This window comes from Paraplanobispora takensis (genome assembly GCF_016863195.1).
Lineage (GTDB): Bacteria > Actinomycetota > Actinomycetes > Streptosporangiales > Streptosporangiaceae > Planobispora > Planobispora takensis.
The window spans coordinates 14,983-30,060 of the sequence record NZ_BOOK01000076.1 but is presented as its reverse complement, the minus strand read 5'-3'; the positions used below and the strand labels follow the sequence as shown (position 1 = coordinate 30,060).

The 15,078-nt window shown below is 73.1% G+C and carries 16 protein-coding genes; 10 read left to right on the top strand and 6 right to left on the bottom strand.

Going from position 1 to position 15,078, the window contains the following annotated elements:
• A partial coding sequence (locus Pta02_RS38245) for an MCP four helix bundle domain-containing protein (RefSeq protein ID WP_203879925.1) occupies positions 1-759 on the bottom strand: 759 nt, incomplete at its 3' end.
• Between the two features lie 275 nt (positions 760-1,034).
• Between Pta02_RS38245 and Pta02_RS38240 the strand changes: the two genes are divergently transcribed.
• Complete coding sequence (locus Pta02_RS38240) at positions 1,035-1,946, top strand: SRPBCC family protein (protein ID WP_239131549.1); 912 nt, start codon at positions 1,035-1,037, stop codon at positions 1,944-1,946.
• A gap of 10 nt (positions 1,947-1,956) precedes the next feature.
• Complete coding sequence (locus tag Pta02_RS38235) at positions 1,957-3,126, top strand: zinc-dependent alcohol dehydrogenase (RefSeq protein ID WP_203879923.1); 1,170 nt, start codon at positions 1,957-1,959, stop codon at positions 3,124-3,126.
• 176 nt (positions 3,127-3,302) lie between these two features.
• Here the strand turns inward: Pta02_RS38235 and Pta02_RS38230 are convergent, their stop codons facing one another.
• A complete protein-coding gene (locus Pta02_RS38230) occupies positions 3,303-3,740 on the bottom strand; it encodes a hypothetical protein (RefSeq protein WP_203879922.1) in 438 nt (145 codons plus the stop codon).
• A gap of 138 nt (positions 3,741-3,878) precedes the next feature.
• On the bottom strand, positions 3,879-6,539 hold the full coding sequence (locus tag Pta02_RS38225) for a multicopper oxidase domain-containing protein (protein WP_203879921.1): 2,661 nt from the start codon (positions 6,537-6,539) through the stop codon (positions 3,879-3,881).
• Between the two features lie 217 nt (positions 6,540-6,756).
• Between Pta02_RS38225 and Pta02_RS38220 the strand changes: the two genes are divergently transcribed.
• Positions 6,757-7,650 carry a CPBP family intramembrane glutamic endopeptidase gene (locus Pta02_RS38220; protein ID WP_203879920.1) on the top strand — a complete coding sequence of 298 codons (894 nt, stop codon included), beginning with the start codon at positions 6,757-6,759 and terminating at the stop codon, positions 7,648-7,650.
• Positions 7,651-7,714: 64 nt separating this feature from the next.
• The gene (locus Pta02_RS38215; RefSeq protein ID WP_203879919.1) at positions 7,715-8,602 is read left to right on the top strand and encodes a prenyltransferase/squalene oxidase repeat-containing protein; all 888 of its coding nucleotides are present in this window, start codon (positions 7,715-7,717) and stop codon (positions 8,600-8,602) included.
• Here Pta02_RS38215 and Pta02_RS38210 read toward each other — a convergent pair.
• A complete protein-coding gene (locus Pta02_RS38210; RefSeq protein WP_203879918.1) occupies positions 8,592-8,990 on the bottom strand; it encodes a hypothetical protein in 399 nt (132 codons plus the stop codon). The two genes, Pta02_RS38215 and Pta02_RS38210, sit on opposite strands and share 11 nt — an antisense overlap.
• A 79-nt stretch (positions 8,991-9,069) precedes the next feature.
• Between Pta02_RS38210 and Pta02_RS38205 the strand changes: the two genes are divergently transcribed.
• Positions 9,070-9,897, top strand: coding sequence for an ATP-grasp domain-containing protein (locus Pta02_RS38205; RefSeq protein WP_203879917.1), 828 nt, complete (start codon positions 9,070-9,072; stop codon positions 9,895-9,897).
• Positions 9,898-9,916: 19 nt separating this feature from the next.
• Here Pta02_RS38205 and Pta02_RS38200 read toward each other — a convergent pair whose 3' ends face one another.
• Positions 9,917-10,876 (bottom strand): adenylate/guanylate cyclase domain-containing protein, encoded by a 960-nt coding sequence (locus tag Pta02_RS38200; protein WP_203879916.1) that lies wholly within the window; start codon positions 10,874-10,876, stop codon positions 9,917-9,919.
• 111 nt (positions 10,877-10,987) lie between these two features.
• Between Pta02_RS38200 and Pta02_RS38195 the strand changes: the two genes are divergently transcribed.
• The gene (locus Pta02_RS38195; RefSeq protein WP_203879915.1) at positions 10,988-11,587 is read left to right on the top strand and encodes a phosphoribosylanthranilate isomerase; all 600 of its coding nucleotides are present in this window, start codon (positions 10,988-10,990) and stop codon (positions 11,585-11,587) included.
• A 57-nt stretch (positions 11,588-11,644) separates the two neighbouring features.
• Here Pta02_RS38195 and Pta02_RS38190 read toward each other — a convergent pair whose 3' ends face one another.
• Positions 11,645-12,271, bottom strand: coding sequence for an NUDIX hydrolase (locus Pta02_RS38190; RefSeq protein WP_203879914.1), 627 nt, complete (start codon positions 12,269-12,271; stop codon positions 11,645-11,647).
• Positions 12,272-12,555: 284 nt separating this feature from the next.
• Between Pta02_RS38190 and Pta02_RS38185 the strand changes: the two genes are divergently transcribed.
• From Pta02_RS38185 to Pta02_RS38170, 4 genes are all read left to right on the top strand, one after another.
• Positions 12,556-13,218 carry an MIP/aquaporin family protein gene (locus tag Pta02_RS38185; RefSeq protein WP_203879913.1) on the top strand — a complete coding sequence of 221 codons (663 nt, stop codon included), beginning with the start codon at positions 12,556-12,558 and terminating at the stop codon, positions 13,216-13,218.
• Between the two features lie 87 nt (positions 13,219-13,305).
• A complete protein-coding gene (locus tag Pta02_RS38180; RefSeq protein WP_203879912.1) occupies positions 13,306-13,950 on the top strand; it encodes a TetR/AcrR family transcriptional regulator in 645 nt (214 codons plus the stop codon).
• Between the two features lie 57 nt (positions 13,951-14,007).
• Positions 14,008-14,385: a VOC family protein gene (locus Pta02_RS38175; protein ID WP_203879911.1), complete on the top strand. Its 378-nt coding sequence runs from the start codon at positions 14,008-14,010 to the stop codon at positions 14,383-14,385.
• Positions 14,386-14,461: 76 nt separating this feature from the next.
• A complete protein-coding gene (locus tag Pta02_RS38170) occupies positions 14,462-15,061 on the top strand; it encodes an Rv1733c family protein (protein WP_203879910.1) in 600 nt (199 codons plus the stop codon).
• Positions 15,062-15,078 lie beyond the last annotated feature (17 nt).

Below are 15,078 nucleotides of genomic sequence, written 5' to 3'. Positions count from 1 at the left end.
GGTGGCGTCCAGCGCCCGGTGCAGCGCGTTCATCGAACGCGTCATCTGGCGGGAGAAGATCTGCGCCAGCGCGAGGGCGAGCAGCAGACCGGCGCCGAGCAGCACCAGGATCAGGGTGCGGGCGGACTCGTAGCGGTCGGCGGCGGCGGCGGTCATCGCTGCGGTGGCCGTCTGCTCGTACTCCGCCAGCCGCTTGAGCGCGTCCTTGAACTCGGCGGTGACGGAAGTGAAGTCGTCGACCAGCTTCTTGATCTCGGCGGGCGAGACGGTCGCCGCCGCCGTGTTCTCGCTGAACGTGACGGCGTCACGCAGCGACCGGAACCGCTTCCACGCGTCGTCGAAGTCCGTCATGGCCTTCTGTCGCGCGGAGTCCGCCGGGGCGGCGGCCCGGTAGGCCTCGAACTCGCTGGTCACGCCCGCGGTGTAGTCCTCGATGCTCTTCTTGAAGACGGCCTTGAGCTGAGGGTCGGGGATGCTGGTGAAGCCGAGGGTGGCGTCGACCATGTCGGCCAGGTTGCCGCGCATGTTGCTCAGGTGCACGAGGCGCTCGACGTTGCCCTCCTTGACGGCGGTCAGGTCGTCGTTCAGCGCGCTCATGCGGGTGAGCGCCACCGTGCCGACGCTCGCGGCCATGGCGGCCATGAGCAGGACGGTGATGAGGATCTTGGTGTTGATGCGGCGGTCGGCGAACCACCCCAGCACGGGGTTGCGCCGCACGGTTATCACGGGGCCCGGGGTGCGGGCAGCAGGGGCGGTCAAGGTCTGGGTCCTTTCCAGCGCACGAGCGACGAATGGCGAAGACGCCCGATGAGACAGGGCGGCTGAGACACCTATCGGCGGTGGCGGGCACCACATGAGCCGATCGGGCCGGTGATGTTCGCAAGCGTCACACCGGTATCACCGGACGCGATGAGGGTACGGAAAGTATCTGTAATGCTACTTAACGTGCTGAATGCGCATCTCTGTCGGCAGTTCAGCCATACGAGGACGACATGAGCGAACAATACGATCGGACAACCGATAATCTCGCCCGGATGCTCGGCGTGGTCAGCCTGGGGCTGGGCGCGACGGAGATCATCCGGCCGGGAGCCGTCAGCCGGCTCGGCGGCGTCGACGACTCGGGCCTGGCCCGCGCCGTGATCCCGGCGTTCGGGGCGCGGGAGCTGCTGCACGCGGCGCTCCTGCTGGGCGGGCGCAGACCCGCCTCTCGGGTGTGGACCCGCGTCGCGGGCGACGCCATGGACCTGGGCGCGCTGGGCAGGGCGATCGTCGTCCGCGACGGCCGGCGCCGCCGCCGCGCCCTGATCGCCACGGCGGCGGTACTGGGCATCACCGCCCTCGACGTCTACACCACCGTCCGCGCGGGCCGGCGCCGGTCGAGGCCCGGCAGCGCGCGGGGCGAGCACGCCGCGGTCCTGGAGACGGCACGGCGCGACGACACCCTGCACGCGGCGATCACGGTCGACCGCCCGCGTGAGGAGGTCTACCGTTTCTGGCACGAGTTCGAGAACCTGCCCCGCTTCATGATCCACCTGGAGTCGGTGGAGACGATCGGCGACGGGCTCTCGCACTGGAGGGCCGCCGGCCCGGCCGGGACGAGCGTCGCGTGGGACGCCGAGGTCGTCGAGGACCGCCCGGGCGAGCTGATCGCCTGGTGCGCCGTCGGCGGCTCCGTGGACGCCGGCGGCCGCGTGCGCTTCGCCGACGCGCCCGGCGGCCGCGGCACCGAGGTACGGGTGGAGCTGTCCTACCACCCGCCGGGCGGCAAGGTCGGCCTGGCCGTCGCAAAGCTGGCCGGCGAGCACCCCGAGCAGCAGGTCAGAGACGATCTGCGCCGCCTCAAGCAGATCATGGAAGTCGGAGAGGTGGTCCGTTCCGAAGGCAGCCCGGAGGGCACCCGCGCGCTGCGGCAGGCCGCCCAGCGCCCCGCCCAGCCCACGAGATGAGGAGAGACCGGTGAAAGCCAACTGCTGGATGGGCCGTACCACCGTCGAGGTCCGCGACGTCCCCGACCCGAAGATCCTGAACTCCCGTGACGCGATCATCCGCATCACGGCCTCCGCGATCTGCGGCTCCGACCTGCACCTGTACAACGGTTACGTCCCCACCATGAAGAAGGGCGACATCCTCGGCCACGAGTTCATGGGCGAGGTGGTGGAGCTGGGGCCGGAGGTGCGCAACCTCAAGATCGGCGACCGGGTGGTCGTGCCGTTCCCGATCTCCTGCGGCAGGTGCGCCTCCTGCCGCGCCGGGCTGTACTCCGTGTGCGAGAACTCCAACCCCAACGCGGGCATGGCGGAGAAGCTCATGGGCCACTCGCCCTGCGGCATCTTCGGCTACTCCCACATGCTGGGCGGCTATCCGGGAGGCCAGGCGCAGTACGCGCGCGTGCCGTTCGCGGACGTGGGACCGGTCAAGGTCGACGACGACCTGTCCGACGAGCAGGCGCTGTTCCTGTCCGACATCCTGCCCACCGGCTGGATGGGCGCGGAGATGTGCGACATCAAGCCCGGCGACACGATCGCCGTCTGGGGCGCGGGACCGGTCGGCCAGTTCGCGATGGCCGCCGCCTTCCTGATGGGCGCCGAGCGGGTCATCGCCGTCGACCGCTTCCCCTACCGGCTGAAGAGGGCCGAGCGCGCCGGGGCCGAGACGCTGGACTACGAGGAGGTCGACGTCCTGGAGGCGCTGCGGGACATGACCGCCGGGCGCGGCCCGGACGCGTGCATCGACGCCGTGGGCATGGAGGCCCACCACCCCGTCGCCGTCATGCACGCCTACGACCGGGCCCGGCAGGCGACCCGGATGGAGACCGAGCGGCCGCACGCCCTGCGGGAGGCGATCATGTCCTGCCGCAACGGCGGCGTCGTCTCGGTGATCGGCGTGTACGGCGGGCTGCTGGACAAGTTCCCGATGGGCGCGCTGATGAACCGGTCACTGACGCTGAGAGCCGGCCAGTGCCACGTGCAGCGGTACATGGAGCCCCTGATGGGCCGGATCCGCAACGGCGACATCGATCCCACCATGGTCATCAGCCACCGGATGCGGCTGGAGGACGCCCCGGAGGGGTTCGCGATGTTCAGGGACAAGCAGGACGACTGCAACAAGATCGTCCTACGTCCGTAGCGGCGCCGGAGGCGGCGTGCCCCCGGACCCTCCTGGGGCGCGCCGCCTCGGAGCGCCCGGGGACACGCCGGTTCAGGCTCGGCCGGAGGGGTGCCGATTCAAGTCCTGGCTGGGACGAGCCGGTTCAGGCCTGGCCCGGGACACACCGATTCGGACTCGGCCGGAGGCGTGCCGGTTCAGGTCGCGGGCAGCGCGGTGGCCAGCAGTACCACGCCCACCGACCCCACCAGTGAGGCCACCGCCGCCGCCCGCGCCAGCGCCGGGCGCCCGCCGCTCGAGGCCCACCCGTGCAGGGCCGCCGTCGCCATCACCGCGCAGAACAGCGCCAGCTTGGCCGCCAGGATCCGCCCGTATCCGGGCTCGGCGAGCGAGGCCCAGGTGACGCCCTTGTGCCAGGCCAGCGCCACGCCGGTGCCCAGCTGCACCGGCAGGAACACCGCCGCGGTGAACAGCCCGAAGCGGCGCCCCACCGCGCGCATCACCGTCGCGCGCCGCCCGTCGTCCAGCAGCCGCCGCGCCAGCGGCATCACCACCAGCGACACCGTCAGCTGCCCGCCGACCCACAGCGCCGCCCCCATCACGTGCGCGAAGCGCACCACCGACCACCACGTCACGACAGGCTCACCTTTCCCACCACGCTCGCGTCGTCATCATCGCGCGCCTCCGCAGGGCACCGCGCGGCGGCATCGAGGCATCACGCGTCCTCGTGGATCACGGCGCGGCGGCATCGAGGCGTCGCGCGTCCCCGCCGATCATCGTGCGGCGACTTCGAACAGGCCGTGCGCACCGGCCTCGGCGCGGCGCATCGCGTGGTCGACCACCGGATAGCGGCCCGGCTCCGGGAAGACCAGCTCCGCGAAACCGCCTTGGGCCGGAGCCAGGTCCAGCACCTGCGCCCCGCCCGGATCGCCGGAGCGCAGCAGGTAGGCGCCTTCCTTGTAGACGGTGTCGAAGGGCGCGCCCACCACGTGCAGCGCGGTGCCCGAGCCCGGCCCCGCGGCCACCGCCCAGATCCGCACCCGCTCGCCCGCCTTCGCCTTCAACGGCGCGTGGTCGTAACCGGAGGCGGCGCCGTTGAACATCCACCCGTCGGGGCGGTCCTCGCGCAGCCTGGCGACCTGGCGGTCGCCGCCGGGCTCACCGAGGTACAGCTCCCCGGAGACCAGCAGGTACTCGCGGTCGGCCCGGGGCAGGCCCGGCGGGTCGATGATCACCGCCCCGTACATGCCGGAGGCGATGTGCAGGCTCATCGGCATGGTCGAGCAGTGGTACAGCCACGCCCCCGCGTGCTCGGCGCGGAACCGGTAGGTCAGCCGCTGCCCCGGATCGATGGTGCGCATCACCGTGTCCGGGGCGTTGGCCCCGGCGTGGAAGTCGATGCCGTGCCCCACGGTGCCGCCGTTGACGAAGGTGACGGTGAACACGTCGCCGACCCTGCCGCGCAGCACCGGGCCGGGCACGGTCCCGTTGAACGTCCACATCCGCTGCCGCACGCCGGGGGCGACCTCCAGAACGGTGCGGTCGTCGACGCGGATCTCCACGGCGTGCTCGGTGCCGCCGGGCGCGGGCTTCAGCGCCGCGTCGTACGGCCTCCACCCGGGCGAGAAGGGCGCGGCCGGATCCAGCCCCGGCGCGCCGGGGTCCGTGCCACCTGTGCCGCCCGCCGTACCGTCGGAATCCGTGCCGCCCGCCGTACCGCCGTCGGAGGACCGCGCCTGCCCGGCCGGGTCGTGCGCTCCGTGCCCGGTGCCGGCGCGGGCGAGGGCGGCGAGGGGAACGATGCGCATCGTCATGCCCGCGGCCCTGTGCCCGGCCACGGTGCACCAGCCCTCGACCGCCTCGCCGAGCGGCGCCAGCGTCAAAGTGGCGCTCTGCCCGGCCGCCAGCATCGGCGTGCGCTCACCGGTGGCCAGGCGCAGGTCGTGCCGCTGGCCGTCGGCGTTGGTGACGCGCAGCGTCAGCACCGTGCCCGGCGCGGCCTCGATCACCGACGGCCGGACCCGCATGCCCGACAGGGTCACCTCGACCGTCCGGGCGCCCGTGGCCGTCACGGACGCGGCCGGGCCCGTATCCTCGGTGACGGCGACGACGACCGCGGCGGCCGTCAGCAGGCACCCGGCGACCACCCCGGCCAGCGCGGGGGAGGCCACCGCCCGCCGTCCGGGGTGTCCCTGCGCCGCCGACCGCACCAGGGCGGCCACGGCCAGGACGACGAAGGCCGCGACCGAGGCCAGCACCAGCGCCCAGCCCAGCAGCGTCAGCGGTTCCGGCACGGGCAGCGCCAGCAGCGGCACACCGGCGTTCAGCGCCGCCAGCCGGACCGGCCAGCCGCGCTCCAGCAGGGCCGCGTTCTGCTTGAACCTGGCCGGTCCGCCGCCCAGTACGGCCGGCAGCAGGTGCAGCAGCGAGCCCAGCAGCACCTGCGCGACGAACCCGGCCAGCACCAGCGGCACCAGCGGTTCCAGCGCGGCGGCGACCTGCTCCGTCGGCCGGCCGGCGACGATCACCAGGTCGGCGATGAGGGAGACCTCGAACCAGGCGACACCCGCGGCCAGCATCCAGGAGGCCCCGGTGTGCGGGCGGCGGGCGCGCACCGCCTCCGCCAGCGGCACCAGCGCCGCGCCCGCCCCGGCCGCGTACACCGCCAGGCCCGCGGCGGCCGGAACGCGCAGGTCCGCCAGGAGGCCGCCGGTCAGCAGCACCAGACCGCAGGCGGCCAGCCGCAGCCCGGTCCGCGAGGCCCGGCGGGTCCGCTCCGACATGCGGGTGCGCAGCACCGTCGGCCAGAGCGTGAACAGCGTGCCGAGCACGGTCAGGCCGACCCAGCCGAGCAGGTTCACCTGGGCGTGCGCGGCGTGCAGCCGCTCGTGCATGCCGCCGTGGGCGAGGTGGGCGGTCATCAGCCCGCCGAGGGTGCCGCCGACGGCCAGCGCTCCGGCCGCGGCCGCGTACCAGCCGACGACGTGGCCGAAACGGCCCGGCAGCGCCCGCCGTACCAGGCCGGCCAGGACGGCGGCGTGCCAGAGCACGACCGCCACGACCGCGGCCGCCCCGGCCGCCGCCACCGGCCACGGTCCGGCCGCCACGCCGTACAGCACGGCTGCCGAGCCGGCGTTCAGCACGCCGAGGCGGGTCAGGCTCCCGCGAGGTTCCGGGGTGCGGGCGCGCAGCAGCGCGACGGTGAAGTGCTCGCTCCAGATCAGGATGGCGGTGCTGACCGCGCCCAGCAGGAAGAGGTGGATCAGCAGCCAGCGCGGCGCGGGCAGCCCGTCACCGGCCAGCGCGGCCGCGACCGTCGCCGCCAGCCAGGCCACCACGAGCGCGTTGGCCCGCAGATGCCAGGATGCGCGGTGGCGCACCGGCCCGGGCGGCGGTCCGGGCGGAGCCTTCTCGATGCGGATCTCGGTTGCCACCTCGGTCCTTTCCCGGTCGCGGGTCCGGCTTCACGCTAGTGAGCGCCGGTGCGGCCGGGACAGGACTCAAGGACCGTTCCGGCAGGGACCAAAGTCCTCGATCCGGTACGGCCCGCGCGCCGGCGCCCCGCGATGACGCCGTGACGCCGTGACGCCGTGACGCCGCCCGCCGCCCGCCGTACCGCCAGAGGATGACGTGATCTCAAACTTCTGCGGGATGACGGCGGGCACCCGGCCGGAGACGATCATCGGCATGGTGATGATCGGCACGCCGGGAAGGTTCTCCACCGTCATGACGGCCGGTGGGGCGGCCGTCTTCGTCCTGGCCTACGGCTGGTTCGCGGTCACCGGCGACGGCGGGGTCAGCGCCTCCGCCGACGCCGGGGCCGCCGAGGCCTCCCCGTGGGCGGCGGCGCTGCCGGCGCTGGCGGCGATGCTGGTGGCCCGCCTGCTCCCGCGCGGCACGATCCCGCCCGAGCCGCTGGCCGGCCTGCCGAGGAGCAGACTCGTCCGCGAGACCGGGGTGCTCCTGGCGGCGGCGCTCGCCTTCACCCTGGTGACCCTCGGCCGGGCGGGGGAGCTGTGGTATCCCCTGGCCAAGGTGGTCTTCCTGCTGGTCGTCCCGCTGGTCGCGCTCCGGCTGCTCCGGCGCGGAGAACCGGCCGCCCGCGCGGTCCCGGCCCCCGTGGTGTGGCTCGCCCCGCTGCTCGCGGCGGCGGTGTGGTTCCTGCCGGCGAAGGTCGGTCCGCTCGCGACGCCGCTCACCCAGGAGCTCCCCGATCCCGTCACGCTCGCGGTGAGCTCGCTGGTGGTGTTCCTGACGGCGAGCATGCTGGAGGAGTTCTTCTACCGCGGATGGTTCCAGAGCCGCATGGAGGCGCTGTACGGCCGCTGGCCCGCGATCTTCGCCTCCGCCCTGCTGTTCGCCGCGATGCACGCCAACCGCCTGGGAGGGGGCGCCGGCTGGGTCGCGTCGCCGGTGGTCTTCCAGGGGACGTTCGGCCTGATGCTGGGATACCTGTGGTCGCGCTACCGCAACATCTGGGTGATCGTCGCGATCCACGGCCTGTCCAACCTCGTCTACGTCGACCTGCTGCTGCAGGGCCGCTGAGAGGCGGCCGGCGGCGACCGGTTCCTGCAAGACCGGAACGCCGCCGGAGGGGAACGATGGCCTCATGAACGTCGACCTGTCCGCGGCCACCGCCTTCATGGCCACCCATGCCCGCGTCCTGGACCGCCGCCGCTTCCAGCTGCTGACGGGCGAGAGCGATCCCGCCGCCGTGCTGGCCGCGCTGGACGGCTATCGCAACCCCGACGGCGGCTACGGCTGGGGCCTGGAGCCCGACCTGCGCTCGCCCGAGAGCCAGCCGGGGGTCGCCCTGCACGCCTTCGAGGTGTTCGGCGACATCGGCCCGGCCGTCTCCCCGCGGGCGGGCGAGCTGTGCGACTGGCTGGCCTCGGTCGGCCTGCCGGACGGCGGCCTGCCGTTCGCTCTGCCGTCCGCGACCACCGCGGGCAACGCCCCCTGGTGGGCGGGCGCCGACCCGTCGGTCTCGTCGTTGCAGATCACCTCCGTGACCGTGGCCGCCGCCCTCCGGGTCGCCGCCCACGATCCGGCCGTGGCCGCGCACCCCTGGCTCGAACGGGCCGTCGGCTACTGCCTGAGCGCGATCGAGGCGATCGAGGAGACGCCGCACGCCTACGTCCTGGCCTTCGCGGTGCGCTTCCTCGACGCGGTGCACGACACCCGCCCCGAGGCCGCCGGCCTCCTGGCCGGCCTGCGCAGGCACATCCCCGCCGACGGCAGGGTCCGCGTGGAGGGCGGCACCGAGGAGGAGACGCTCCACCCCCTGGACTTCGCGCCGTATCCCGACCGTCCCGTCCGGGCCCTGTTCGCGCCCGAGGTGGTCTCCGCCGATCTGGACCGCCTGGCCGGCATGCAGGAGGCGGACGGCGGGTGGACGGTCGACTACGCCGTGATCTCGCCCGCGGGCAGCATGGACTGGCGCGGCTACACCACGGTGCGCGCGGTCGACATCCTGCGCCGCAACCTCAGGATCTGATCCCGGACCGATCCGCGATCCAGGCGGCGCGCTGCGCGAGGCCCTCGGCCAGCAGGTGCCGCAGCTCGGGGCCCCCGACGAGGACGGAGTCCGCCCCGGCGCCGTACCGCAGCCGGGTGAGCACCCACAGCTCCGTACGGCCCACCTCGGTGACCTGCCCGGTCAGTTCCTCGGGGATGTCGTCCGGCTCCTCGGCGCGGTAGGCCGCGAAGACGTCGGGAAGCCTCATCCCCCGTCCGGTGGGGGAGAAGAGCTCGGCGAACTCCTCGGCGGGAGGGCGCCCGGACAGGTTCCTCAGAGACAGGGCGTAGCCCAGGAAGTCGCCGATGACCCGGTCCGGATCGTCGGTGACGTCGTAGAACGGGCTCTGGAGGCGGACGGCGCGCATGCCGAAGGGTATCCGGCCCGGTGGACGCGCGAGAGCGGGGAGAGGGTAGTTTGCAGGGGCCCGACCCGTCAGGAGGACCATGCCGCCCGCCCGCCCCCGCGTCCTGTTCGTCACCGACCTGGCCTACGAGGCGCGCGGGCGACGCTACTGCGACGAGGACATCTTCCTGACCTCCCGGCTGCGCGAGGACTTCGACCTCGCCCTGTGCCATCCGCTGGATGCGGCCGGGCTGATGGGCGCCTTCGAGATGGTCGTGGTGCGCAACAGCGGCCCGGTCCTGCACTATCGGGACGCCCATGAGGACTTCCGCGCCCGCGCGCTGAAGGACGGCGTGCGCGTCTACAACGAGCTGACCGGCAAGGGCGACATGGCGGGCAAGGGATATCTCCCCGACCTGAGCGCCGCCGGATACCCGGTGATCCCGACCGCCGGGCGGCGCGAGGACCTGGGCGGCCTGCCGCAGGCGGAGCAGTACGTGGTCAAGCCCGTGCTGGGCGCCGACTCCATCGGCCTGGAGTTCGTCTCCCGCGACCGGCTGGAGGAGGTGCCCTTCGAGGGCGTGCTCGTCCAGCCGCGCATCGATTTCCGCTACGAGGTCTCGTTCTACTTCGTCGACCACGACTTCCGGTACGCCCTGTACGCTCCCCGCCCCGACCGGCGCTGGGTCCTGGAACCGTACGACCCCACCCCGGCGGACCTGGCCTTCGCCCAGCGCTTCGTCGACTGGAACGCCATCGACCACGGCATCCAGCGCGTCGACGCCTGCCGCGCCCCCGACGGACAGCTGCTGCTGGTGGAGCTGGAGGACCTCAACCCCTATCTGTCGCTGGAGCTGCTGTCCGACCGGACCAGGGAGTCCTTCGTCGCGGCCGTGAAGGCGTCGCTGCACCGCCTGCTCGCCCGGTAGGACAGGCGGCCTTGTAAATCTACGACGTGAAGGCGCTGCCTCTGGTGACGACAGAGGGCGCCAGCTCACCCAGGCCCCGTACGGTGAGACGGTCCATCGACCGCAGCGTGAACGCCCCGTCTCCCGCCAGCTCCTCCGCCATCGCGGGGTCGACCAGCACGGCGCCGGTGGGGGCCAGGGAGGTGAGCCTGCTGGCCAGGTTGACCGTGGTGCCGAACACGTCGCCCATGCGGCCGATCACCTGGCCGATCGCGAGTCCCACCCGCAGCGCGGGCATGCCCTTGGAGCGGGAGTGGACCTCCACCAGCCGCAGGGCGATGTCGGCCGCCGTGGCGGCGGTGTTGGCGACGAACAGCACCGAGTCGCCGAGCGTCTTGACCACCCGGCCCTGCGCGGAGGTGACGACGTCGGCCGAGCGGCTCTCGAACCGCTCGACGAGGGCGGCCAGCTCCTTCTCGGAGATCTGGCGGCTCAGCCGGGTGAACCCGACCAGGTCGGCGAAGCCCACGGCCAGCCGTACGGTGCCCCTCTCCTGGTCCACGACGCGTCCCGCGGCGGCGGCCAGCTGCCGCCGCCAGGCGTAGACCAGCAGCCGTTCCAGGTCCGGCACCACCCGGTCGGCCCGGGTGCGCCACATGTCCGCGCGTTCCTCGCGGGGGACCCCGGCCTGGTCGAGTACCTCGACGCCGATCACGGCCTGGGACTCCGCCAGCCGGGCGGTGGCCCTGCCCAGCGACCGGGTCACCAGGAGCGCGTGCTCCTCGTCGTAGGTCCCGTCGCGGACCAGGGCGATCAGCGTCAGGAGCGCCTCGACGTCGGAGTCGGTGAACTCCACCTCGTCGTCGGCGACGTCGGCGAAGCCGAAGGCACGCCAGAACCGCCGCGCGCGATACATCGGTATCCCGGCCATGGCGGCCACCTGGCGGCTCGTGTAGCGGCGATGCTGTCGGAGGAACGCCCCCGCCAGTTCGTCGGTCACCGTCTCCTCGACCGTCGTCGGCTCTTTCTTATGCCCCTGTAAGGGGGATTGGCACCATACATCGCAGGGGCCGCGAGATGCCAGACCGGCGTTGCCGCTACCCTGCGCAGGGTGTACGTGAAGATCTGCGGGCTGCGTGAGCCCGAGCATGTGGCGACCGCCGTCGAGGCGGGCGCGGACGCCATCGGTTTCGTCCTGACCCGGAGCTCCCGGCGCGTCACCCCCGAGCGGGCGCGCGAGCTGGCCGCGCAGGTGCCCGAGCACGTGCTGACCGTGGCGGTCTTCGCCGGGGAGAGTCCCGAGCAGGTGCGGGCGGTCACGCTGGCCTCGGGCGTGCGCGCCGTACAACTGCACGGCGACCACCCGCACGGGGACTTCACCGCGCTGCGCGATCTCGGCCTGACGCTGGTGCGCGCCGGGGCCGCAGGCGTGGACCTGCGCTGCGGCGCCTTCGACGAGGACCTGCTGATCGTCGACGCGCCCAAGCCGGGCTCGGGCGAGCCGTGGGACTGGGCGGCGGTGCGCGGGCGCCCGTCGGGCCGCTGGATGCTCGCCGGGGGACTGGACCCGTCGAACGTGGCCGCGGCGATCGACGCGGCCCGCCCGTGGGGGGTGGACGTCTCCAGCGGTGTGGAGAGCGCGCCCGGGGTCAAGGACGCCGGGCGCATCAGGGACTTCGTCGCCGCCGCCCGCCGGGCCGCCGCGGGCTGATCCCCGGGGACTCCCGCAGACCGGTTCCCGCGGGCGGTACGGCGGCCGGGGCGGACCTCAGCGGTGCGTCCACTCCGGCTGGAGGAAGTCGGCCACCCGGGCGGTGCGCCCGAGCAGCACGATCTCGCGGAACTGCCACAGCAGCGCCCCGGTGGGGGCGTGGATCACCATCTGCGGGCCCAGGCGCATCTGCAGCAGCTGCCCGCCGTCCGGATGCGGCACCCAGTGCACCACGTCGGGCCCGGCCAGCCGGCGCAGCGGCACGTGGTGCACGGAGTGGACCTCCTCGGCGCTGGGGGCCAGCGGCCCGGGATCGGTCACCGCCACGACGATCGGGGTGATCGTGAAGCTCGACGCGGCGGGGAAGTCGTCGAGCCGTCCCAGTACGGCCTCCGGCGCGATACTCAGGCCGATCTCCTCGTGCAGCTCGCGCAGCGCCGCGTCGAGCGGGCTCTCGCCCGGCTCCAGGCGCCCGCCCGGCAGCGCCCACTGGCCCGCGTTGCGCCCCCGGTAGGCCCGCTTGATGACGATCACCGAGGGGAGCCCCTCGTGCTCGACGACGCACAGGGCCACCGCCGCCCGCCGTACTCCCGGCGCGTCGGGAATCGTCGTGTGCCGGTGCGCCGCCAGCCGGTCGGCGGCGCAGGTCCGCAGCGCCGTCAGGTCGCCGAGGGGATCGTTCATGGACGAATCATGTCAGACCGTCATCCGCCCTCCGGTGAGGGCGGGCGCGATCCCCCAGTCTCCCGCGCAGGCATCCCGTCGGCGCCCCGCCGGTGTCCCACAGGTGTCCCATGGGTGCCCCACGGGTGTCACCGCCATCCCGTCGACCACCGAACCGGAGGGCCGCACCCGCGCGCGGTGGGTGCCCGTAATAACCACATATCTCCCTGTCTGCCGTGGCCGGTGTCAGGATTGGATGCTTCACGGTGCGTGATCAGCCCCGTTTCCCGACCGGGAGGACCGCCATGCGCGGCTACATCACGGAGTTCATCGGAACCTTCTTCCTCGTCTTCACCGTCGGGACCACGGTCCTGGCCGGGGTCGCCCTGGCTCCGCTGGCCATCGGCGCCGTCCTGATGGTGATGGTGTACGCCGGCGGCCATATCTCCGGCGGCCACTACAACCCGGCCGTGACGCTGGCCGTGCTGCTGCGCGGCCGGATCACCCTCGCCGACGCCGTCCCCTACTGGATCGTCCAGCTCACCGCGGGGTTCGTCGCCGCGGTCCTCGCGGCGTTCGTGGCCGGCCCGACGCGGGCCGAGGCGCTCTCGCCGTCGGGCCGGGATCTGGCGGCCGCGATCGTGGCCGAGGCGCTGTTCACGTTCGCGCTGGCCTACGTGGTGCTCAACGTCGCCACCAGCAGGGACCACCCGGGCAACGGCTTCTACGGCCTGGCCATCGGGTTCACCGTGGCGGCGGGCGCCTTCGCGGTGGGCGGCGTCTCCGGCGGCGTCTTCAACCCGGCCGTCGCCCTCGGCGCCGCGACCATGGGGCTGCTGGCCTGGCCGATGATGTGGATCTGGCCGGCCGCCGAACTGCTGGGCGGCGCGCTGGCCGCGGGCTTGTTCCTGGCGCTCAACCCCGGTGACCGTGCTCCCGTCCCCGTCACCTACGATCACGCCGCGTGATCCGGTCGAGCCACCCGGTGTAAAGTTGTGTTTGACATATATATATGTCAAGAAGAAATTTCGGCCGGGTACATGTATGGTGACGGCATGAGCGCGCAGACCGTCGGCCTGAGAGAGCTGAAGAAGCGTCAGACCAGGGAGAACATCTCGAACCAGGCCACCAGGCTGTTCCTGGAGCGGGGCTTCGACAACGTCACGATCGCCGAGGTGGCCGCCGCCGCGCAGGTCGCCAAGATGACCGTCACCAACTACTTCCCCCGCAAGGAGGACCTCGCCCTCGACACGCACGAGGTCTTCGTGCAGTCGCCCGCCAGGACCGTCCGGGAGCGCCGGCCCGGCGAGTCCGCGCTCGCCGCACTCCGGGAGGCCTACCTGGCCGCGGTGGCCGGGCACGACCCGATCATCGGCTTCTCCGGCCCGCGGTTCGCCCGCATGATCGTGGACAGTCCCGCCCTGGTGGCCCGGTTGCGGGAGTTCCACGACGACCGCGAGAAGACGCTGGCCGCCGTGCTGGCCGAGGAGACCGGCGCCGGGCCGGAGGACATCACCCCCCGTGTGGCGGCGGTCCAGCTGGGCGGGGTCCTGCGGCTGCTGTTCGAGGAGACGCTGCGCCGCACTCTCGACGGGCACGGCGACGAGGAGATCGCGCAGGTCGTCGCCGGCTACGCCCGCACCGCCTTCGGCGCCCTGGAGCCCTCACTGGCCGGCTACGCCGTCCGCCCCACCCGATAGTTCCCCGATAGTCCCCGCATCGCGCATGACGGAGGCGGAGCGGGGTAGCGACGGCCCATGGCATGCCGCATCAGTGAACTGGTGATCGACTGTCGGGATCCCGGACACCTCGCCGCTTTCTGGTGCGACGTGCTGGGCTACGTCGTCCTGGGCCGGGACGAGGGCGGCGTCGAGATCGGTCCGGAGGCCGAGGGCTTCGGCGGCCTGCAGCCGACGATCGTCTTCAGCCCCGGCGGAGGGCCGAAGACCGGCAAGCTGCGGCTGCACATCGACGTGAACCCCACCGACCGCGACCAGGACGCCGAGCTGGAGCGCCTGCTGGCCGTCGGCGCCAAGCCCGTCGACGTCGGTCAGACGGGGGAGGAGTCCTGGCACGTCCTGGCCGACCCGGAGGGCAACGAGTTCTGTCTGCTGCGCCGGCGGTTGAGCGGCTAGCGCCCGTCGTACGAGGAGGAGCGCGGGATGACCGGACGACCGGCGGCGAGACGGGGCGGGGTGTGAGATGCGGGCCGTGACCGAGGCGATGATCCGATGCGTGCGCCGGTACCGGCTGGACGGCAACGAACTGCGCCGCCGCTCCGATCGTCTGGAGACGGCGGCGCTGCTCGTGGCCTTGGGCGTGATCGTGCTCAGCGTGTGGCCCGCGCTCATTCTGGGCCGGCTGGCCTACGCCGACGGGCTGGCCGGCGAGCGCACCGGTCCCGGAGTGCGGGAGCCGGTGGCGGCGACGCTGCTGCAGGACGCGCCCGCTCCGGGGATCATGGCGGCGGGGCAGAAGGCGTCGAAGCCGACGGTGACGGTCCGCTGGAGGACGGCCTCCGGCGCGCAGATGACCGCTGAGGCGAAGGTCCGGCCGGGGGCCCGGGCGGGCACCGTGACACGGATATGGGTGGACGGGCAGGGGCGTGTCACCGCGCCGCCCGAGCGCCGGTCGGCGAGTGTGATCCGCGCCGTCGCCGTGGGCGCCGCCGTGATGGCCGGGGTGGTGGGGGTGATGACATCGTGCCTGCTGGGCCTTCGGGGGCTGCTGGACCGCGGGCGCTATGCCGAGTGGGAGGCGTCGTGGATCCGGGAGTTCGAGCGCGGCCCTCATCAGGGAGAACCTAGTTAATCTACATTGTAAAGACG